The sequence below is a fragment of the Oryzifoliimicrobium ureilyticum genome, from assembly GCF_037199735.1.
Taxonomy (GTDB): Bacteria; Pseudomonadota; Alphaproteobacteria; order Rhizobiales; family Rhizobiaceae; genus Rhizobium; species Rhizobium ureilyticus.
In genome coordinates this window covers 1-20,970 of sequence record NZ_JBBBVQ010000036.1, presented here as the reverse complement: position 1 = coordinate 20,970, position 20,970 = coordinate 1, and the positions used below count along the sequence as shown (strand labels likewise).

The following is a 20,970-nucleotide window of genomic DNA, read 5'->3' as shown; positions in this document are numbered from 1 at the left end:
CCATGATGATTTCTCCTGAGCCGCCAATATACCGAACAAGACCGCTATCTGCAATAACTGAAAGGGTAGGTGGGTTGCAATGGTGGCAATGGGAGGCGGTTCTGCGAAACGCTGGTTCGATTCCCGCCAAGAGCAAAACTGGGCGGAATGCAGTTTCTTACAACCACAGTAGAGACGGCGTGAGCAGTAATTCGCTATCAAGCAATGGAACATTTGACGCGCAAATAATAGCGCTCTTGACGGGAAGTTGAGACCACTTCCATCACCGGAGACAACAGATATTCGATGATCCTGCGCTGGCCGATTTTTGCTTCAATCGAAACGGCCATTCCAGGTTGAAGAAGATACGATTGACCATCACCGCTTTGATTTTTCGCGTTGAGTTTCACTGTGACGGGAAAAACCAGATCCTGCGTTCGCTGCGCATTGCCGGCAAGTACAGTTGCCTGCGATTGTCTTGTCGGATTTCCCTCAATGTATGTTGCCTCCGGTTCTCGACGATCGGTAACATACTCGAAGCTCTCGAAATTTACGGCAGAAATGACGTGCGAAAGCAATTCTTGGAAATTGTTAGCAGATAACGCTACTCAAAACTTGTTAGGTGTCCCCCGTCGCCCAATGTCGCCTTAACCTGGAAAAATCGTGTCAGTTATTGCTTTGATGCTGTCCTGTCCGAACTTGGTTCTAAACTCGGCGTATGGGATCCTTCGGTCGTGAAGACCCGCCCACCGCAAGCAATCCTCAAATTTCGCAAGCTTTTGATCGTCAGTAAGGGGGGACTCTACCGAGCCGTTGGTGTGAAGTCGTTGCGTGGAGATCCTACGCCCATCCTTTAACGAGATGTGGACTTGATGCGGTAGACGCTCGACGCCGCGTTCTTCTTCTGCGCTGTAAGAACTCATTGTGATTTTCGACATATGGACGCGCAAACTGGGCCGGATAGCAGCTTGAGGAGTAAAATCACGAAGCGAGAGCCCGCCGTTCAAGAGCGCGACGGCCAAGCAATATTGCATGGAAAATCTCGCCTGCATCTCATCGGAAGGATCAGGATAGGCTAGGTTGTCAGATGCAGATCGGCCAACTTTCGTATCGATGTGTTCGATGTCATCAATCGAAAATCCATACTCCCTTTGGAGGTCCAACGCGGCATCGATGGCCCGGTGGGTTGAGGCGCAGCATGGGTGGAGTTTCGTGACGAGACCGCGGGTTTCGATAATGTGCTTCTCATCCCATGAGAGGTCTGCCCAACCCGTTGCCTCATTGCCCCCGAAGAGATCTAGAAAACCTTGCGGACGTTCGAGGATATCGAGCCTGCCACCCAAACCAGTTTCGGCAAGCAGGGCTGCGTCGACGGCGTTCCGGGCCGCTATGCCTGCATGGAAGGGTTTTGCGCTAGTGCCGAATTGTCCTTTCGGGCCCGAGGCCATGCTAGTGGCGAGGCTCATTGCGTTTGCTATCTGAGCTTCGTTGAGTCCTAAAAGAACGGCTACGCTGGCGGCGGCCCCTATGCAGCCTATTGTCGAGGTTCCGTGCCAGCCGTGATTATAGTGGGAGGGGATGACGCCGAAGCCAACGGATGCCTGCGCCTCCAGCCCGGCGAGATATGCTCGGACCAGCATGTGGCCCGAAAACTCGTCGCTGCTTGTCGCGACGGAGAGAAGCGCTGGTACCAGGACCGCTGATGCGTGGGCGCGTGCCGGATGAAAATTGTCATCGAAATCGAGGCAGTGGGCGGCAGTGCCGTTGATCAGGGAAGCGATAGAGCGCGATGCACGACCTCCTGTAAAAACAAGCGATACGCCGCCGTCAATGATCTCGTCACGGAACGCTGCGGCTACGGACCGAGGAGTAGAGTCATTCATGCCCGCAATCATGCAGCCGATCGTATCCACAATTGCGTCTTCCGCCCGCTCTATTGCGATTGCTGAAAAGGACGTTCTTGAAACGAGCTGTCGGGCAATTTTTTCGAGGACGGTTGTCATCCAGGCGCTTCCTTGCAAATTTCAGATTGAGCGGCATTGATGAACGGGCGGGTTCATTGGTGCAATCTTATGCAAATGGCGGGTGACGTTATCCGGGAGAACGAGAATGAAGAAATCGGGCGGCGTCCAGATCAGCATCAAGCATATTCAGGCTTTCGATGCGATTGCTGCCACCGGCTCAACCATCGCCGCTGCGGTTGATCTCGGTATTTCTCAATCTAACACCAGCCGGCTTCTGCATCAGTTGGAGGTTTATCTCGGTGTTCGGTTGTTCGACAGGGATAAGAACCGGCTTTCGATGACGCGTGAGGGCCTAAAGCTGGGCCCAGAAATCCGCGCCATTGCGGACAAGCTCACGGTCCTGAAGATAACAGCGCAGGAACTAGAGGAGGGCCGTTCGACGGAAATTCCGTTGAGGATCGCCTTTCCTGCGAGTCTTTCCGCAACGCTGGTGCCGCGATTGGTCAAGAGATTTGTTGCCGAAGCCGGTCCTGTCAGAATCGAAATTGCGTCTGGGAATTACCTAGCGATTGAACGCATGGTGGCGGAGGGATCGGTTGATCTCGGCTTCACGCGCTTGCCTTCACCAACGCCGGGGCTTCGTGAAGAGCATGTCATGCCGACGCGCAATATTTGCGTCCTTAACAAGAGCCATCCGCTTGCCCAAAACTCAAAGATCGACATTGAGCTGTTGAAGACCGAGGACTTAATTCTTCTAAATCGGGAGCGGGCCGTTCGTCATGAGCTTGAAGCGATCTTCTATCGCGCCGGTCTTCGCCGCCGACCGGCAATAGAGGCACATTCCGTTGGTTGCGGCTGCGCTCTTGCAGCAGAAGGACTAGGCATTGCTATCGTTAGCGAACTGCTGGCGCTTGAATATGCGGCGTTACCACTGGCATTCGTTCCGCTTGAACCGACCATCTCCGTCGATTACGCCATCGTCAGTTCCGAGCTCTCCGTGCTTCCAAAAATCGCTTTGCCGTTCTTGAACTACATTCGTGAATGGGCTTAAGCCAATTGATATCCGTATGAGAGGGGCGGGGCAGGCATGATCAATTTCAGACAGCTTGAGGTTCTGAAAACCCTGCTTGCAACAGGGTCGACCATCGCGACCGCGAAGAGCATGGGGCTGAGCCAGTCCGGTGTGAGCCGTCTGCTTCAGCAGCTGGAAACCGATCTGCAACTTAGGCTTTTCGACCGGGATAAGGGCAGGCTTATTCCTACGCCAGAGGCCGGCATTCTCGCGCGCGATGCCGAAACCATATTGCTTGGATTGAACCGCTTTTCAGGGCTGGCAGAAGATCTTCGAAATGGCGCAAAAGGGCCAGAACTTGTGCGGGTAGGGCTGCCCAGCAGTATGTGGGAAAATTTCGCGCCCTCAATGATGAAGGACTTCGTGCGTGATTATCCATCGGTCCGTATCGAAACCTTTTTCGAAACGACGTCCAACATTGCGCGCCTGGTTGAGCAGAAGGTAATCGATTTCGGCTTCCTGCGTAACGAACATCCCGCATTGCCCGGTATCGATATGGAGATCGTAGCGACGGGAACCAGCGTCTGCGTATTGCCGGAAGATCACGAACTGGCGTCGATGAAAGAGATAAGCGCTCGGGATCTGCGTGGCATCCCTCTCATCCTCATTGGTCGCCAGAGACCGACGAGAATGTTGCTCGACCAGACCTTCAGCCGCGAAGCCGTAAAACAAAATGTGAAGATCGAGACCCATACCAATAGTTCGGCCTGTTCCTATGTGGCGCACGGTTTGGGTGTCGCGATATTGAGCAGCTTTTTCGCCAATCTTTACCGACACCTTCCAATCGTACAGCGGCCTTTCGCTCCGGTTACAACGCAGGAATTCGCGCTCGCTACGCCTGTGGGAACGTCTGCCTCACTGGCAGCAAAGGCTTTGATGGACGCTCTTAAGCGCCAGATTGAAATCTCACAAAAGCATTAAACCCGATGATCAGGATCGCCGCCGCTGACCATGTTGGTTAAGCGTGCCATCTGCAGATTATGCATTAGCCTATGAGTATAACGCATAATATTGCGCTCATTTTTTTGATCCGTCATAGTCTCGATCATAACAGCCGGTGACTTTGCAGATCCGGTCCCGACAATCGTGTTCAGGGGAACCGATGATTAGATTCATATTCCATCGATTGCTGATGGCGATCCCCACATTGGTGATCGTCGCAATCACAGTCTTCGCCCTCATTCGATTCATCCCAGGTGATCCGGCAGCGCTGATGCTGGGAGACATGGCGACGCCGGATCAGATCGCCGAGATGCGCACGGAACTTGGCCTCGATACGTCGCTGCCGCAGCAGTTTGTCGTCTGGGCGGGCAATGTACTGAGCGGTGATTTCGGCCAGTCCATCGTCAACAAGGAGCCGGTGCTTCCGCTGGTTGTATCCCGCTTCATGGTTTCAGGCGAGATCGTCGTTGTCGCGGTCATTTTGGCAAGCCTTATCGCAGTACCTGCCGGTGTGATCGCGGCTTGGCGCCAGAACAGCGTGACGGACCTGGTATTGATCGGTACGGCGACAGTTCTGCTTTCGATCCCGACCTTCTGGCTCGGATTGCTTTTGCTTCTGTTCTTCGGGCTAAAGCTCGGCTGGTTGCCGGTGCTGGGATATGTGTCTCTTTCGGACAATTTCGTTTCTGGCCTGCTCTATCTGGTCCTGCCCATCATGACGCTCGTCATCCATGAGGCCGGTGTCCTGATCCGCATGGCGCGCGCCTCCACGCTCGAAGTCCTAAGGCTGGACTACATCACCCATGCCCGCGCCAAAGGACTTTCTGAGCAGGCGGTTCTCTGGAAGCACGCATTCAAGAATGCCTTCGGTCCGACATGGACGATGATCGGTCTGATCCTTGGAAATCTGCTTGGTGGCATCGCCGTCATCGAAACCGTGTTCACTATTCCGGGCCTCGGCCGACTGATGGTCGATAGCATCTTCCAGCGCGACTACCCCGTCATTCAGGGCTGCCTTCTCTTCGTCGCCATGTCCTATGTGATCGTCAATCTGATTGTTGATCTTCTTTACCCACTCTTTGATCCGCGCGTGGTGGCCGAATGAAACACATTCCCCTCAACGGTCTGATTGGCGGCGTTCTCATCGCTGTTCTGCTTACTACCGCAGCACTGAGCCTGTTCTGGACGCCTTTCGATCCCATGAAGCTAAGCTTCACGGCGAAATTGGTGGCACCTGGCTCACTTCATTTTCTGGGCACCGATGAATTCGGGCGCGATGTCCTCAGCCGCCTGATGGTTGGCGCGCGGGCAAGTGTTTGGATTGGCTGCCTCACGGTCGGTTTTGCGGTGATCGCTGGCACGCTGATCGGTCTTATCAGCGGATATGCCCGCGGCTGGATCGATGGTCTGATCATGGCGGTGAACAATGCACTGCTTGCATTCCCCGGCATCCTGCTGGCACTCGGACTTCTCGCGGTGTTCGGCGCAAATCAATACGGCATTATTTTCGCTCTGGGCATCGCCTACACCCCGTCCATGGCGCGCGTCGTTCGGGGAGCCGTGCTGTCATTGCGGGAGCGCGAATTCGTTGAAGCGTCCCGTGTAATGGGCAATGGCGAAATTTTCACGATGTTCAGGCACATCCTGCCGAATTGCCTCGCACCGATCACCGTACTTGCAACCTCGATGTTCGGCTGGGCCATTCTTTCGGAAAGCGCATTGAGCTTCCTCGGTCTCGGCGTGCCACCCCCAGCACCAACATGGGGCAACATGCTGGCCGCAGGTCGCCCTTTCATCGAACAGGCGGTCTGGCTGGGCCTATTTCCCGGCCTCTGCATCGCCCTCACACTGCTTGGCATCAACCTTCTCGGCGATGCTCTGCGCGACAAACTCGACCCACGCATGAGAGGTTTAAAATGACTGAAGGAAAGCTTCTCAGCGTCCGCAATCTTTCTCTGGAAATTGTCCGTCGCGATATTGGCGTGGTGAAGGACGTCAGCTTTGATGTGACGCCGGGCGAAATCTTCGGCATCGTCGGCGAAAGCGGCTCGGGCAAATCGCTTGCGACGAGAGCGATCGTTTCTCTTCTGCCGCCCGTCATCCGCAAAATGGCCGGTACGGTTGTCTTCAAAGGTCGCGACATCACAGCCATTAGCGAAAAGGACTTGCGCACGCTGCGTGGTGCAGAGATCGGATTGGTCTTTCAGGAGCCCATGAACTCGCTCAATCCCTCCATGACCATCGGAAGGCAACTGGAGGAGGGGCTGGCGCTGCACACGCAGGATCAAGTCGTAACGAGGCGCGAGAAAATCCTCTCCATGCTGCAACGTGTCGGCATTCGCGATCCTGAGCGGGCGCTGATGTCTTATCCGCACGAATTCTCCGGCGGCATGCGCCAACGCATCATGCTGGCATCCGTCATGCTTTTGAAACCGGCCTTGCTGATTGCCGATGAGCCTACAACGGCGCTGGATGCCGTCATTCAGCGCGACGTCATGGAACTGATGGTGGAACTGACGAAGGCCGAAGGCACGGCAGTCCTTCTCATCAGCCATGATCTGCCGATGGTGGCACGGTACACCGACCGGATCGTCGTGATGGAAAAGGGCTCCATCGTCGAAGCCGGTACGACCGAGCAGATACTCGAACGGCCGCAGCATCCCTACACGCGCAAGCTTCTTTCATCCTTGCCCGTGCGCGGTGAAGTCAGGCCCATCGATACGACATCCGCACCGATGATTTCGGCCCGCAACATCGTCGTGGACTATCCCGGACGAAAATCGCTGCTCAAAAAGGGTGAGCCGAAGCGTGCGCTGCACGGCGTCTCCATTGACATTCACGAAGGCGAAGTCGTGGCTCTGGTCGGCGGTTCCGGGTCTGGCAAGACGACCTTGGGACGCACGATTGCCGGATTGGTCAAGGAGACAGAAGGCGAGGTTCTTTTCCAGGGGCGCACGCGCGACCAGGACTGGCGCGACTATCGCCTCAATTGCCAGATGGTTTTTCAGGATCCCTATTCCTCGCTCGATCCCCGCATGACGATCCTTGCTCTTGTTGAAGAGGCGCTGCGTCTTGTTCCCGGAATAGACCGGGTGGCCAAGATGAAGCGCGCTTACGAAACGCTGGAAGAAGTTGGTCTCAGCGCCGATTTTGCCCTTCGCTTTCCGCATGAGCTTTCAGGCGGTCAGAGGCAGAGAGTGGCCATTGCCAGAGCGATTGCGCGCAGACCACGCTTCCTCATTGCCGACGAGCCGGTCTCTGCGCTGGACGTGACCGTCCGGGCGCAGGTGCTCTCGCTCTTTTCCGATTTGCAGAAGCGATACGGCTTTTCCTGCCTGTTCATCAGCCATGATCTCGGCGTGGTCGAACAGGTGGCTGATCGCGTCATCGTCATGCAGGACGGCAGGATCATCGAGGAAGGTGACCGCAACACGATCTTCGACACGCCGAAGGAGGCCTATACGCGGCGTCTTCTCTCGGCAATTCCCGCGCTCGATCTCAACGAGACCGGCGGCGTGAAACTCAAATGGCGCTTGGAGGCGTGACGATGAATACAGCACCCATGACATCCGGCAAGCTCGAAACAACCGCCGAAAGGCTAAACGCGATCTGTGACGCTCAGCCATTCGTCACGCGCTTCAGCATTAAGAACCTGCGCAATGGCGACGTTTTAGAGCGTGGCGCGAATGAGGAGACACCTTCCGCCAGCACCCGCAAGACCTCGATCATGATGGCCGCCCTGAAGGCGGTGAATGAAGGCAGGCTCGATCTCGACGAGCAGATTGTCTATGAGGCGCGCTTTGCCGAAGAAGTCGCAAGCGGAATGTTTCGCTATCTGACGCCGGGGATCGTGATTTCTCTTCGCGATGCCCTCACCGGCATGATGGTGCTTTCCGACAATGTCTGCACCAAGATGGTCTTCGAGCGCCTAACGCTGGAGGAAGTGGACAGCTACTGCAAGGCAATCGGCATGGAAGGCACGCATCACCGCTTTCTGATCCCGCCGCTCGCCCTATCGCCCGACCATTCCTTGAAGTCCGTCACGACGACGACGGCACGCGATCAGATGTACCTGCTCCAGTCCATTCTCGATGCGCAGGGTTCCGAGGAGGCTTCCAGGCGACTGGGCGTTTCTCAGCAATTGAGTGCCTACGCGTTGCAGACGCTGAAAAATCAGATTCTGCGATACGCAATCCCCTCGCGTCTGCCGTTCGGCACGGTCGTTGCCCACAAGGGCGGAACGGGAAAGCGTGGCCGTATGAATGCGGGCATCGTCTACCGCGATGGTGAACCGCTCTACATCATCACCGCCTTTACGGATCAGGTGCCGCAGGAAATGCCGGATGGAACACCGGGTTACACCATGTCTCTCGAAACCATAGGTCGTCTTTCGCGCGTCTGCTGGGATGATTTTCGAGCCTGAATGAACAGCGCTAAAGCCAATAAAAACAGAGGGTAGAACATGAAAAGCTTATTTCTTACCGGAACCATATTGATGGCGCTTTCCGGCGTATCCCACGCGCGCGATATCGTCGTCGCGCAGAGCTCGGACCTTCGCAGCAACATCCCCGGCGTCAACCGCGACGGCAATACGGATGGCGTCATCCTCCATATCGTCGAAGGGCTGGTGGGTTACGCCAATAACGGCGAAGTAAAGCCGCTGCTAGCGGAAAGCCTCGAAACGTCGAGCGACGGCCTGACTTACACATTCAAGCTTCGCCAGGACGTCAAGTTCCACAATGGCAAGCCGCTGACCGCAGATGACGTGGTTTGGAACTGGAACCGCTACATGGACCCCGCCACGAAATGGACCTGCATCAAGGATTTCGACGGCGGCACGGTGAAGGTGACGGGGATCAAGGCGGTCGATGCGCAGACCGTCACCATGTCGCTCGACAAGCCCTCCGCGGTTTTCCTTGGCCTGATGGCGCGCCCGGAATGTGGCTATACGGGCATGATTTCGAAGGATTCGCTCAAGGCCGATGGTACGTTCGACAAGCCAATTGGCACTGGTCCATTTAAATGGGATGAGTGGAAGAAGGGCGAGTACATCCATCTGTCCAAGTTCGATGACTACCAGTCTCCGACCAATGACGGCAAACCGGATGGCATGGTCGGCTCTAAGCGACCACTGGTGGATGGCATCAAGTTCATGGTCATTCCCGATGCTTCGACCGTGAAGGCAGGTCTGCAGTCAGGTGTCCTTGACACGGCGGAAATCTCGCCCGACCTCATTCCCGAGTTCGAGAAGAGCGAAAAGGCCAAGGTCATTATTTCGCAGAACAATGGTAAGAACCTCTTCTACATCCAGACCCGCGACCCTGTTATGAGCAAACCGGGCGTCCGCCGCGCGATGGCAATGGCGCTGGATATGGATGAGCTTGTTGCTGCGGCCTCCAATGGCACCGGAAAGGCCAATGGTTCCATGGTTGCGTCGGACTCGATCTACTTCAGCGAGACCCAAAAGAAGCGTCTTCCCTACGATCTTGATGCGGCGAAAAAGGAACTTGAAGCGTCTGGCTACAAGGGTGAGCAGATCAACATCATCGCTAACAAGCGTGGCAATGTACCGAGCTTCCCGGCCGCCGTTATCGCTCAGGCGATGTTGCAGCAGATTGGTCTAAACGTGCAGATCGAAGTTCTGGACTATGCGACGCAGGTGGATCGCCGCCGCTCCGGCAACTACCAGATCATCTCGCAATCCGTTGCGCCACGCCTCGATCCAGCTTTGATGTACAGCTTTTATGTCGGCGATAAGGACAAGAACGCCTCGCTCATGTGGGACAATCCCAAGGCAATCGAACTGATGAAGGCCGCCTATGCGGAAATCGATCAGCAGAAGCGTCAGGCGATTTTCGACCAGTTCCACGAACTTATGCTGCAGGACATGCCGGGCATCTTCCTTTACGACATGATCGACGTGTGGGGTGCAACCAAATCTCTGCAGGGTCAACCGGTCTGGCAATCCAATGCGCGGCTTTGGGAAGTGTCCGTCGCCCAGTAATCCAGTCTATGAGGCACCGCATCCGTGCGATGCCTTTCATACGCCAAAGAAGCCTCTGCCATCATCAATGCGCGGTGCGGGTTTCGCTTTGTCTTGAGGAACAGCATGCCAGATCAACCAACCCTGAAATCCCTGACGCAATCGATTGAGCGTCTCGCACCTGATTTTACTGCCCTGAGCGACCGGATCTGGGATTTTGCGGAACTCAAATTCGACGAATTCAAATCGGCCGAACTCCTTGTTCAGACGCTGAAGCAGCACGGATTTGCCGTCGAGCAGGGTATCGCGGGGATGGAAACCGCCTTCATCGGCCAGTATGGCAGCGGCAATCCTGTTATCGCATTTCTGGGCGAATACGACGCGCTTGCAGGCATGAGCCAGCTTGCGGACATCGACGAGCCGCGCGCGGGCAAACCCGGTGCCAGTGGTCACGGCTGTGGCCATAACCTGTTGGGCGCAGGCTCACTTTTGGCGGCTGTTTCGCTTGCGAAGTATCTGGAGGCCAACGGTCTGCAAGGCACTGTGCGATATTATGGTTGTCCCGGAGAAGAGGGCGGTTCCGGCAAGACTTTCATGGTGCGGGCAGGGGCATTCGACGATGTGGATGCGGCGCTGACCTGGCATCCGGCGCCTTTCAATGGTGTCAGATCAACGAACAATCTGGCGGTGCTTGAATATTACTACCGGTTCAAGGGCATTGCCGCTCACGCCTCCAATGCGGCACATCTCGGACGATCTGCTCTCGATGCCGTTGAACTGATGAATGTCGGCGTGAATTTCCTCCGTGAGCACATGCCGCAGGATTGCCGCGTCCATTACGCAATAACCGATGCGGGCGGACGTGCCGCTAACGTGGTTCAGGCCAAGGCAGAGGTGCTTTATCTCGTTCGCGCGCCTGAAATGTCCCAGGCTTTGGCGTTAGCCGAACGCGTGGATCAGGTGGCTCGCGGCGCTGCGATGATGACCGGTACGGAGGTGGAGTTTGTGTTGGACACCGCAGCCACAAACCTGCTGCCAAACCTTACGCTTGAAAACGCAATGCACGAAAATCTGGTAGCAATCGGGCCGGTGCAGTTCGATGAGGCAGACATACATTTTGCCGGTAAAATCCAGGCGACATTTACGCAGGAAGCGATCAGAAGCAGCATCAAACTCTACCAAATCAAGTGCGATGTCTTCTCTGACGAAAAAATCGATGGATCAACACCATTGCATACGGGCCTGCGCTCTTTTGAAGGCCATTCCCACTTCCGGGCAGGATCTACCGACGTTGGCGACGTGAGCCGCGTTACTCCGACAGCGCAGTGCTGGGCTCCAGCCTGGGCAATCGGAACCAATCCTCACACTTGGCAGGTGGTGGCACAGGGAAAAAGTGCTGCTGCTCATAAAGCAATGGTGCACGCGGCGAAAGCCTTGGCCTCAACAGGTCTGGATTTGGCCACCTCACCAGACCTTTTAGCTAAAGCAAAGGACGAGTGGCAAACAGCGATGCAAGATGAGCCATATGTGTGCCCGATACCAGCGCATGTAATTCCAGCAACCAAATCGCAGATGAAATAGAGGCTGTTAGACAAATTGACGATCGCAGCTATACACTGAAGCCATGAGGATGTTGTCTATTCAATGCTTTAGTCTGTCCAACTGACGCTCGCCGTATCAGGGTCTAGTTTCATTTAGTGCGATAACAGGCTCATCGTGAGCTCCTCTGCGGCACGAGCTGACAAGGCTTGGAGATTCGCAAGCTAAAAAGCCGTTACCCAATCCGCAAATGCCTTCGCAAGCCTGCGCTGGCTGCCAGTCTTCGGATAGGCAAGATAATGACCGATATATCGGTTGTCGCGGCACTTTCCGGCGAAAGGCGCCACTAATAGCCCGGCGTCCAATTGGCGACGTGCGAGAACGTCCGATTCCAGCGCAATTCCAAGGCTGTTTGTCGCTGCGTCTAACGCCAGGAAGCTCCTGTCGAAGCTCATCGAGGGTGGGGGCGGCGTACCCAGACCGTTGGCCTCAAACCAGTCTACCCACTGGACGCGTTTTAGGTCACTGCGGATGAGTGGATGGGTTATGAGATCCCGCGGGGATTTTAGTTGGGTGGCGATCTGCGGAGAGCAAAGCGGCGCGACGATCTCCTCCCCAAGCGGCACGACAATCAGATCGTCGCGATTCAGTGGCTCTCCATAAACGATATCTGCATCGAAAAGCCCATCGACAAACCTGGCATATGTCGTGCTTGCGGCAACCCGGACCTCAACGCCAGGATTGAGTTGCAGGAACTCGGGCAGTCGCGGAGAAAGAACCTGGGCCGCGAAGCTGGGAGCACAATGGAGGCGCAGCAAGAGCGGCTTCTTCGATGAAATTTGCTCAACACCTCTTCGGAGCTCCTCGAAAGCATTGGAGGTGTGTGCGAGCAAGGTCTGTCCCGCCGATGTCAACCTCACGCTGCGGGTCGTTCTTTCGAATAAGGCGACCCCCAAATCCCGCTCAAGCTTAACAATGGAATGACTCACCGCGCTAGGGGAGAGGTTAAGTTCTTGTGCGGCACTCCTAAACGACCCTAGCCTAGCGGCGGACTCAAAGATGCGGAGGGAGGAGAGAGACGTGATCTGCAACATGGAATTAGTGAATCAGATTCACCCCCTGATGTAAACTTCGCGTTTGTGCACTCGGCGAGATTGTTGAAGAAATCCGACCACGGGGAGGCTCAACAGGCGCCCGGAGGAAAAGGGCCAGGTGCTTCAAAGAGGTGCCAGGAGGAGACAGACATGCTATTGCAAGGAAAGACCGCGGTCATATCGGGTGCGGCGAGCAGGCGCGGCATCGGCCGCGCAACAGCGGAGCTTTTCGCGCAGCACGGTGCGCGGGTTGCCATACTTGACATCGATGGCAATGCAGCAAGCGAAGCCGCGGCGTGCCTACCGGCGGTCGGGTCGGGCGCACACTTAGGATTTCGGTGCGATGTCGCCGACCGCACGTCCTGTCAGGCAGCTGCGGATGCGACCATCAAGGCGTTCGGCGCAATCAACATCCTCATAAATAATGCTGGCATAACCCAGCCAGTTAAGACACTCGACATTTCCGAGCAGGACTGGCAGCGCATCGTCGCAGTTAACATGACTGGCGTTCTCTACCTAAGCCAGGCGTTCATTCCCAATATGCGCGAAAATGGCGGCGGCTCCATCGCTTGCATGTCGTCGGTTTCGGCGCAGCGCGGCGGCGGCATCTTCGGCGGCCCGCATTATTCCGCAGCCAAAGCCGGTGTGCTTGGGCTTGCGAAGGCCATGGCCCGCGAGTTGGGACCGGTCGGTATTCGCGTCAACTCCGTCACTCCGGGCCTGATCCAGACAGATATTACCGGTGACAAGCTGACCCCGGAAATGCGTGACGAAATCATCAAAGGCATTCCATTGAGCCGCCTCGGCGAGGCGCGAGATGTCGCAAACATCTACCTTTTCCTCGCCTCCGACCTCTCGGCTTATGTGACCGGGGCCGTGATGGACGTTAATGGCGGTATGCTCATCCACTGAACCCAGGCGGCTAAGGCATACCAGGAGGAGAACCGAAATGGTCCGGATTGGCCACAACATTAGTCTTGCAGAGCGGGCGCGGCGCATTCGCCGTCACGCTCTGCGGATGGGAGAGGTTCAAGGGCAAGGCTATATTGCACAGGCGCTCGGGATCGCCGATGTCCTAGCCGTATCCTATTTCCATGCCACGAGATATCGACCCGAAGATCCGGAGTGGGAGGGACGGGACCGCTTTCTTCTTTCGATCGGCCACTATGCGATCGCCCTCTATGCGGCGCTGATCGAGGCCAAAATTGTACCTGAAGATGAAATCGAGACCTATGGCAGCGATGATAGTCGCCTGCCAATGTCGGGCATGGCGGCTTATACGCCGGGGATGGAGATCACCGGCGGATCGCTCGGCCACGGCCTTGGCATCGCCGTCGGCATGTGCCTCGGGCTGAAGCGCAAGAATTCAGACGCGTTCGTTTACAATCTCTTTTCAGATGGCGAGCTCGACGAAGGATCGACATGGGAAGCGGCGATGTCGGCCGGATCGCACAAGCTCGACAACCTGATCGCCATTGTTGATGTCAACCAGATGCAGGCAGACGGACCTTCGATCGGCGTTATGAACTTCGAACCGCTGCAGCCGAAGTTCGAAGCCTTCGGCTGGTTCACCCAGCGGGTGGACGGCAACAACATCGAGGCTCTCGTCGAAGCCTTCGATGCCGCGAGGAACTACGACGGACAAAAGCCGCGGATGATCATCTGCGACACGAAAATGGCCAAAGGTGTACCCTTCCTAGAGGTTCGCGAGCGCAATCATTTCCTGCGGGTTGAGCCACATGAGTGGACCGAGGCGATAAAAATCGTCGATTCGCAGGTGTCCCAATGAGGCGCTCGAAATACATCCGGCCTTCCGAGCTTCCCGATACGGCTCGTCCGAAGCTGACGACCTCGGCCATGATCGCCTCAATCGCGGGCCCCGACCAGCCGACGCGCCCGGCGCCATTCGGCCACACGCTGGCAGCGTTAGCGGAGAAGGATAAGCGCATCGTCGGCATGTCGGCCGACCTTGCCAAGTATACCGATCTCCATGTGTTCAGGGCGGCACATCCGGACCGCTTCTACCAGATGGGCATGGCCGAACAGCTGCTGATGATGTCGGCAGCGGGCATGGCGCGCGAAGGGTTCCAGCCCTGGGTCACCACATATGCTGTGTTCGCTTCGCGGCGGGCCTACGACTTCATCTGCCTGGCGATTGCCGAGGAAATGCTCGACGTCAAGATCGTCTGCGCGCTTCCAGGCCTGACGACCGGCTACGGTCCGAGCCACCAGGCGACAGAAGACATCGCGATGTTTCGCGGCATGCCGAACCTGACGATCATCGATCCCTGCGATGCGCTCGAGATAGAGCAGGCGCTGCCCGCTATCTCGGCCCACACAGGTCCGGTTTACATGCGGCTGCTGCGCGGAAACGTGCCGCTGGTGCTGGACGAATACGGCTATAACTTCGAGTTCGGCAAGGCCAAGTTGCTCCGAGACGGTCGTGATACGCTGGTCATTTCCTCGGGGCTGATGACGATGCGTGTGCTAGAGGCCGCCAAAGTGCTTGCGAGTGACGGCGTCGATGTCGGCGTGCTGCATGTCCCGACGATCAAGCCGCTCGACGAGGAGACTATCCTTTGCGAGTGTCGCAAGCAAAACCGTCTGGTTGTGGTGGCCGAAAATCACACGCTGATCGGCGGTCTTGGTGAGGCGGTAGCAGCGACGCTGATGCGATCGGATGTCCGGCCTGCCGGCTTCCGGCAGATAGCGCTTCCCGACCAGTTCCTCGAGGCGGGCGCATTGCCGACTCTCCACGACCAATACGGTCTCTCAACTGCGCGAGTTACTTCGGCAATAAAGGGCTGGCTCGATGAGTAGGATTTGATGCCGAGCGGTAGCGGGAGGACGTGGCTGCTCGATCGAATAGCTGGTGGGAGGAACAACATTGTGCATGCAAGGTGATCGTGGTTTTGCAACCGCCTCGATAGGGCTTGTCTCGAACCGTTGCGAAATACGGATGGCCTGCCATGGTTGATGCGCGCAACATGGTGTTGACGGTCAGTGGATTGACCAAGTCCTATGGCGCAACCTCGGTCCTGAAGGGTGTAGATTTCTCCGTTGCTCGTGGGGAAGTACATGCACTTCTCGGAGGTAACGGTGCAGGCAAGTCGACGATGATCCGCATCATCACCGGGGCTGCCTCCAAGGGTGAAGGTGAGATTGTTTTTCGCGATCGTGCCGGCAACTCGCGTACGGAAGGCGAAGGCAGGAAGAAGGTCGCCGTGGTGCACCAGGAGCTTGCGCTGATGCCGCATCTGACAGTCGCCGAAAACATTTCCCTGCCGCATTTCAGGAGGGGTTTTGGAATGTTCGACCGCAGCCGGGCGCTGCTGGAGGCGCATGAGGCATTGGCCATGATCGACCGCGATTTCGCGGAAGCTTCACTCAGTCGGTCGGTTGGCGACCTCAGCCTGCACGAGGGGCAGATGGTCGAGATCGCCCGGGCACTTGCTTCGGGAGCGGAACTCATCCTTCTCGATGAACCGACCGCCAATCTGACCGCACTGGAGACGGAGCGGCTGTTCTCGGTGCTGCGCCGTCTGACTCAGGAAAATGGGCTCTCGGTAGTCTTCGTTTCCCACCGTATGAAGGAGATCAGGCAGATCGCCAATGTCTGCACCATAATCCGCGATGGCCGCACGGTGGTCGATCGCCAGCCGATGAGCGAACTCGACGACACAGTCATCATAGAGAAGATGGGACAGCTCGTTGTGGCGCGGCCCGTCGGCGATGCATCCACCAGGGAGCCGCGTCGGAAAATTGAAGGCGACAGCCTGACCATTTCGGAAAGCGGGCTGAAGATTGGTCTTGCACCGGGCACCATACTCGGCGTCGCCGGTGCGCCTGCAGGTCCGGCAGCGCTGATTGCAGCTCTCGTCGGTGCGGCGCGCTCGAAGCGCTGGACCTTGACCCATGCGACGTGGCCGGCGCGGTTTTCGTCGCCGCACCAGGCAGCCACGTTTGGCTCCGGCTTTGTCACGGGCGACCGTTCTCACAAGGGCGTCCTACACAGTCTGCCGATCATCGATAACGTTTTGGCATCGCGCCGGGTCGTGCGTGGTAACCTCTTTACCGGCCGCGGCGAGCAAATCGAGTGCCTCGACCTCATGCAGGTCCTCAAGGTGAAGGCTGCCTCCGTCTGGGACCTGCCGAATACGCTAAGCGGCGGCACGCAGCAAAAGCTTCTTCTGGCGCGCTGGCTCGGCGTTCCCTCGCGTTTGCTCGTCCTGGAGGAGCCAACGCGTGGTGTCGATATCGGCACCAAGACCGAAATCTATCAGCTGATCCGTCAGATGGCCTCGACCGGAACCATCATCATCTGGTGGTCGACGGAAAATGTGGAACTCCTCGAGGTCTGCGACCAAGTGCTTGCTTTCGACACGGCCGGCCGCTGTGCGGGCCTCCTCGAAGGCGATGACCTGAATGAAGACAATCTGGCACAATTGACAGGAATGGCAGCATGACCCAGACGACGACACAGGCCACAGCTGCAAAGCCGGCTAAAGCGACCATCCGGCATAAGGAAAGTATCCTCAGCGCCTATCGCACGGAATTCGCCATTGCGCTCGCCATCGTCGTGCTGGCGCTGGCTGTGGGATCGCAGGTGCCGCAAGCGCTCAGCTGGGGCAACTTCGCCAATATCACGCAGGCCGGTGCGCCGCTCATCATCATGTCGCTCGGCGTTCTGCTGGTGGTCATCACCGGCGGCATTGATCTTTCGGTGGGCTCGGTCTTCTCCCTGACGGGAATGGTTGCGGCACAGGCAATGGCACATGGGTTCGGCGGCATGTCCGCCAGCCTCATTGGTCTCATTGTCGGCCTCGTCTTCGGCTCGATCAACGGCTTCCTGGTGACAATTGCCGGTCTGGCGCCGTTTGTTGTGACGCTTATCACGTTTGCTGTGGCCGGTTCGTTGGCGTTCATCGTCACCAACGGCCGCTCGATGCCCGTCAACGATCCGGATTTCTGGCTCTTCAACAGTGGCAGCATGATACCGGGCGTGCCCAACTATATCCTGTTCTGCGTCGTGCTGCTTGTCGTCATCGAGTTGTTCCTCAAGAAGGTCGTTGCTGGCCGGTGGTTCTACGCAGTGGGCAGCAGCTCGACGGCTGCCTACCTGCTCGGCATACCGGTGAAGCGGACGAAATTCTTCGCCTACGTGGCATCGTCCATGCTGGCTTCCTTTTCCGGACTTCTGACCATCTCCTACATACTGAACGCAGAGTCCACTGCCGGCTCGAGCCTCATGCTGCAGGCCATCGCGGCTGTCGTCATCGGCGGTGCCAGCCTTCTCGGCGGCACAGGAACGGCTGTCGGCGCACTGCTTGGCGCGCTGATGATCACCGTCATTCAGAACGGGGTTAATCTCATAGGCATCAACAGCTTCTGGCAGGGTTCCGTCACCGGACTTGCCATTCTCATCGCGGTCCTGATCGACCGCTTCAGCAAATCCCGGCGGGGAGCCGGTTGATACCCAGCATCCCGCTGGTATTTTGGAGGAGGAACAAACTAATGAAACTGAACAGGACGCTTGCCCTGGCCGCGAGCATCGCGTTGGCAGGAGCACTGGGTACGGTATCGGCCGCCCATGCGGCAGACAAGAAGACCATCGCCTATCTCGCGCCGTCGCTCGACATTTCCTACTGGCAGTGGGTCGGCTACGGCGTGAAGCAGAAGGCTCACGAACTCAATATGGATTATGTCGAATTCACATCGGACAATTCACCTGCCAAGCAGATGGACAATGCCCGCACGGCTGTCACAAAGGGTGTCAGTGCCATCGTCATCGGGCCGGTCAGCTCCACCAGCACACCGCCTCTTCTCGCTTACCTAAAGTCGCAAAACATTCCGATCGCCTTCGCTGGCATTGGCCCGCAGCCCGGCCAGACGGACTATACATCGTCAGTCACCGCGAACAACTACGAAACGGGCAAGGCGGAAGGCAGCTTCGTCTGCAAGCTCGCCAAGGACCGCGGCGGCAACCAAGTCGGCATGCTTTCGCTGCCGCAGGACCGCGAGAACGCACAGAAATACCTGAAAGGCGCCCAGGAATCCTTTAAGGCTGATGGCTGCGATCTCGTCCAGATGCTGGAGACACGTGGCCTGACGGTCAACGAGGCGGTCACCCAGGCAAACGACATGTTGACGGCCCATCCTGACATCAAGGCGATTTACGGCATGTACGACGAAGCCGGCACCGGGGCTGCCAAGGCGCTGGAAACACGCGGCCTTAAAGGTAAGATCGGAATAGCGGTCGCTGACGGCAGCCCGACGACCATCGCTCTCCTAAAGGCGAATGCGATCCAAGGCATCTTCTTCCAGGAAGCAGTCGGCCAGGGGATCGACGGAACCCAACAAGTATTCAACGCTCTGACTGGCGCACCGGTTACCAAGGACCTGGCGCTCGTGATGCCATTGGTGACAGCCGACAAAGTTGACTCACCCGAAGCAAAAAAGGTCATCGCCCGCGTCTTTCCACCGAGTTACTAATGCCATCGGGATATTCGCCGGACAGCGAATATCCCACTTCAATTGGAAAGAGACAGATGGACAATTTTCCGATTATCGACCCGCATTTCCACCTCTGGGATCTTGAGGAGAACTATTACCCGTGGCTGTCGGACGGCGTTAAACCTTCCGCTTTCGGCGACTACACCGCGATCACACAGACCTATAAGATCAACGACTATCTTGCCGATGCGAAGAACCAGAACGTCGTGAAGGCGGTCCATTTGGATGTCGGCTTCGACCCAAAGGACCCTTGCGGCGAGACCCGCTGGCTCCAGGGAGTTGCAGATGCCCACCGCTTTCCGCAGGGTATCGTTGGATACGCTGATCTGAGTCGGCCTGACGTGGGTCAGTTGCTCGACAAACACATGCAGTTTGCGAATTTCAGGGGTATCCGGCAGTCGATGAACTACCATAAGGACCCTGCTAAGACTTATCTTGATCGACCGGAAGTCAGTCGTACGCCGGAATGGCGAAGAGGCTTCCGCGAGCTCGTCAAACGCGGTCTTAGCTTTGATCTGCAGCTTTACTACTGGCAGATGGACGAATTTCTGGAACTTGCGCACGAATTTTCTGAGGTGCAGATCATTCTCAACCACACCGGCATGCAGGTCGATGGGCCTGATCATTTCGACAGTTGGCGGCGGGGCATGCAGTCGCTTTCGCGGGCGCCGAACGTTGCCTGTAAGATCTCGGGTCTCGGCATGGGCGACTGGACATGGACCACCTCATCGATTCGACCCTATGTCGAGGAGGCGATCAACACCTTCGGTGTGGACCGCTGCATGTTCGCGTCCAACTTCCCGGTCGATAAGCTGTTCTCCACCTACGATGCAATATGGGATGCATTCAAGGAGATCACGATAGGCTACAGCGCCGAGGAGCGACGCAAGCTGTTTCACGACAATGCCGAATACTTTTACAAGCTCTAGCGGGGTTCACCGCAAGGAGCCGGTATGTCGCGAAGAACGTTCTGGCACATTGCCGTCGCAAGAGACATCATGCTTGAGAAGATCTTCGTCTCTACGCTTAATCTGAGAAGATCGTTTGCGTGAGTCGTCCTAACGACCAGCGCCTGTACTCGGCCGGCGTCTTGCCGGTCAATTCGATGAATGCGCGCCGGAACGCAGTCTCATCGTTGTATCCACACTGCTGCGCGACCTGCTTGACGCTCGATCCAGGGGTGTCGAGAAGTACACGTGCCGTCTCGATCCTGACCCGCGTCATGAATTCTTTGGGCGACTCGTTCGTGAGCTCTTTCAATCGTGGTGCAATGTCCGCTCGCTGAGGTTCAGCGCGCTGGCAAGCAATTGCGCGGTCAGAACAAGGGCAGTCCGAAATAGTACGTTAAGCGCGGACGGAATGAGAAGGGGTGAGAACGCACTAGAGCGCGTCCACTTTAATCCGGATCATATCCGCAGGCAGCGAAGTAATTGGCACACTCATTCGGCGTGAAGATTTTGACGATTTCGCCAACCGTGTTCCANACTAGAGCGCGTCCACTTTAATCCGGATCATATCCGCAGGCAGCGAAGTAATTGGCACACTCATTCGGCGTGAAGATTTTGACGATTTCGCCAACCGTGTTCCATAGGCCTTCGATGGAACGCTCGGCCTTTGCCCTGAGCGCTGCCTTCAGTTTGGAAAAGGCATTCTCAATCGGATTGAAGTCTGGACTGTAGGGTGGCAGGAACAGCAGGCTGCATCCGGCGGCTTCGATGGCGAGGCGGGCACCCTCGGTCTTGTGGGCAGGTAGATTGTTCATGATGATGATGATGTCGCCGGGGGTGAGCGTGGGGACAAGAACCTGCTCGACATAGGCTTTGAAGGCGACGCCATTCATCGCCCCATCAAGGACGAAGGGGGCGGTCATGCCGCAAAGCCTGA

At 56.9% G+C, this 20,970-nt stretch carries 19 protein-coding genes; 15 read left to right on the top strand and 4 right to left on the bottom strand.

The genetic code is table 11. The features are described from left to right. Nucleotides 1-626: 626 nt before the first annotated feature. Complete coding sequence (locus VQ830_RS27325; protein ID WP_337271310.1) at nucleotides 627-1,982, bottom strand: MmgE/PrpD family protein; 1,356 nt, start codon at nucleotides 1,980-1,982, stop codon at nucleotides 627-629. Nucleotides 1,983-2,088: 106 nt separating this feature from the next. On the opposite strand from VQ830_RS27325, the gene VQ830_RS27320 reads away from it, so the two are divergent. From VQ830_RS27320 to VQ830_RS27285, 8 genes are all read left to right on the top strand, one after another. Beyond that, nucleotides 2,089-2,994 carry a LysR family transcriptional regulator gene (locus VQ830_RS27320; protein WP_337271309.1) on the top strand — a complete coding sequence of 302 codons (906 nt, stop codon included), beginning with the start codon at nucleotides 2,089-2,091 and terminating at the stop codon, nucleotides 2,992-2,994. A gap of 39 nt (nucleotides 2,995-3,033) precedes the next feature. Continuing rightward, nucleotides 3,034-3,936: a LysR family transcriptional regulator gene (locus VQ830_RS27315; protein ID WP_337271312.1), complete on the top strand. Its 903-nt coding sequence runs from the start codon at nucleotides 3,034-3,036 to the stop codon at nucleotides 3,934-3,936. A gap of 181 nt (nucleotides 3,937-4,117) precedes the next feature. After that, nucleotides 4,118-5,062, top strand: coding sequence for an ABC transporter permease (locus VQ830_RS27310; protein WP_337271308.1), 945 nt, complete (start codon nucleotides 4,118-4,120; stop codon nucleotides 5,060-5,062). Continuing rightward, a complete protein-coding gene (locus VQ830_RS27305) occupies nucleotides 5,059-5,877 on the top strand; it encodes an ABC transporter permease (RefSeq protein ID WP_337271307.1) in 819 nt (272 codons plus the stop codon). Before VQ830_RS27310 ends, VQ830_RS27305 begins: the two co-directional genes overlap by 4 nt. Further along, entirely contained in the window at nucleotides 5,874-7,502 is a 1,629-nt protein-coding gene (locus tag VQ830_RS27300) for a dipeptide ABC transporter ATP-binding protein (protein ID WP_337271306.1), read from the top strand. The genes VQ830_RS27305 and VQ830_RS27300 overlap by 4 nt, the downstream gene beginning before the upstream one ends. A 17-nt stretch (nucleotides 7,503-7,519) precedes the next feature. Beyond that, a complete protein-coding gene (locus VQ830_RS27295; RefSeq protein WP_337271311.1) occupies nucleotides 7,520-8,380 on the top strand; it encodes a serine hydrolase in 861 nt (286 codons plus the stop codon). Between the two features lie 39 nt (nucleotides 8,381-8,419). Beyond that, nucleotides 8,420-9,961, top strand: a complete 1,542-nt coding sequence (locus VQ830_RS27290) for an ABC transporter substrate-binding protein (RefSeq protein ID WP_337271305.1) — start codon at nucleotides 8,420-8,422, stop codon at nucleotides 9,959-9,961. 105 nt (nucleotides 9,962-10,066) lie between these two features. Further along, nucleotides 10,067-11,521: a M20 family metallopeptidase gene (locus tag VQ830_RS27285; protein ID WP_337271304.1), complete on the top strand. Its 1,455-nt coding sequence runs from the start codon at nucleotides 10,067-10,069 to the stop codon at nucleotides 11,519-11,521. A gap of 182 nt (nucleotides 11,522-11,703) precedes the next feature. Here the strand turns inward: VQ830_RS27285 and VQ830_RS27280 are convergent, their stop codons facing one another. After that, nucleotides 11,704-12,573, bottom strand: a complete 870-nt coding sequence (locus VQ830_RS27280; protein ID WP_337271303.1) for a LysR substrate-binding domain-containing protein — start codon at nucleotides 12,571-12,573, stop codon at nucleotides 11,704-11,706. 150 nt (nucleotides 12,574-12,723) lie between these two features. Between VQ830_RS27280 and VQ830_RS27275 the strand changes: the two genes are divergently transcribed. The 7 genes from VQ830_RS27275 to VQ830_RS27245 all read left to right on the top strand — a co-directional run bounded on the left by VQ830_RS27275 (nucleotide 12,724) and on the right by VQ830_RS27245 (nucleotide 20,015). After that, nucleotides 12,724-13,485: an SDR family NAD(P)-dependent oxidoreductase gene (locus tag VQ830_RS27275; protein ID WP_337271302.1), complete on the top strand. Its 762-nt coding sequence runs from the start codon at nucleotides 12,724-12,726 to the stop codon at nucleotides 13,483-13,485. 37 nt (nucleotides 13,486-13,522) lie between these two features. Then, complete coding sequence (locus tag VQ830_RS27270; protein WP_337271301.1) at nucleotides 13,523-14,362, top strand: transketolase; 840 nt, start codon at nucleotides 13,523-13,525, stop codon at nucleotides 14,360-14,362. Continuing rightward, complete coding sequence (locus VQ830_RS27265; protein WP_337271300.1) at nucleotides 14,359-15,393, top strand: transketolase family protein; 1,035 nt, start codon at nucleotides 14,359-14,361, stop codon at nucleotides 15,391-15,393. The genes VQ830_RS27270 and VQ830_RS27265 overlap by 4 nt, the downstream gene beginning before the upstream one ends. Nucleotides 15,394-15,542: 149 nt before the next feature. Continuing rightward, nucleotides 15,543-17,039, top strand: coding sequence for an ATP-binding cassette domain-containing protein (locus tag VQ830_RS27260; RefSeq protein WP_337271299.1), 1,497 nt, complete (start codon nucleotides 15,543-15,545; stop codon nucleotides 17,037-17,039). Beyond that, entirely contained in the window at nucleotides 17,036-18,046 is a 1,011-nt protein-coding gene (locus VQ830_RS27255; RefSeq protein ID WP_337271298.1) for an ABC transporter permease, read from the top strand. Before VQ830_RS27260 ends, VQ830_RS27255 begins: the two co-directional genes overlap by 4 nt. Nucleotides 18,047-18,087: 41 nt before the next feature. Beyond that, nucleotides 18,088-19,065, top strand: a complete 978-nt coding sequence (locus VQ830_RS27250; protein ID WP_337271297.1) for a substrate-binding domain-containing protein — start codon at nucleotides 18,088-18,090, stop codon at nucleotides 19,063-19,065. 56 nt (nucleotides 19,066-19,121) lie between these two features. Continuing rightward, entirely contained in the window at nucleotides 19,122-20,015 is an 894-nt protein-coding gene (locus VQ830_RS27245; protein WP_337271296.1) for an amidohydrolase family protein, read from the top strand. A 97-nt stretch (nucleotides 20,016-20,112) separates the two neighbouring features. On the opposite strand, the gene VQ830_RS27240 is transcribed toward VQ830_RS27245, so the two are convergent. Together VQ830_RS27240 and VQ830_RS27235 are read right to left on the bottom strand one after the other, a co-directional pair. Further along, nucleotides 20,113-20,346 carry a helix-turn-helix domain-containing protein gene (locus VQ830_RS27240; protein WP_438618823.1) on the bottom strand — a complete coding sequence of 78 codons (234 nt, stop codon included), beginning with the start codon at nucleotides 20,344-20,346 and terminating at the stop codon, nucleotides 20,113-20,115. 241 nt (nucleotides 20,347-20,587) lie between these two features. After that, nucleotides 20,588-20,970, bottom strand: a 383-nt coding sequence (locus tag VQ830_RS27235) for a transposase (RefSeq protein WP_337271294.1), incomplete at its 5' end; no start/stop codon positions are given.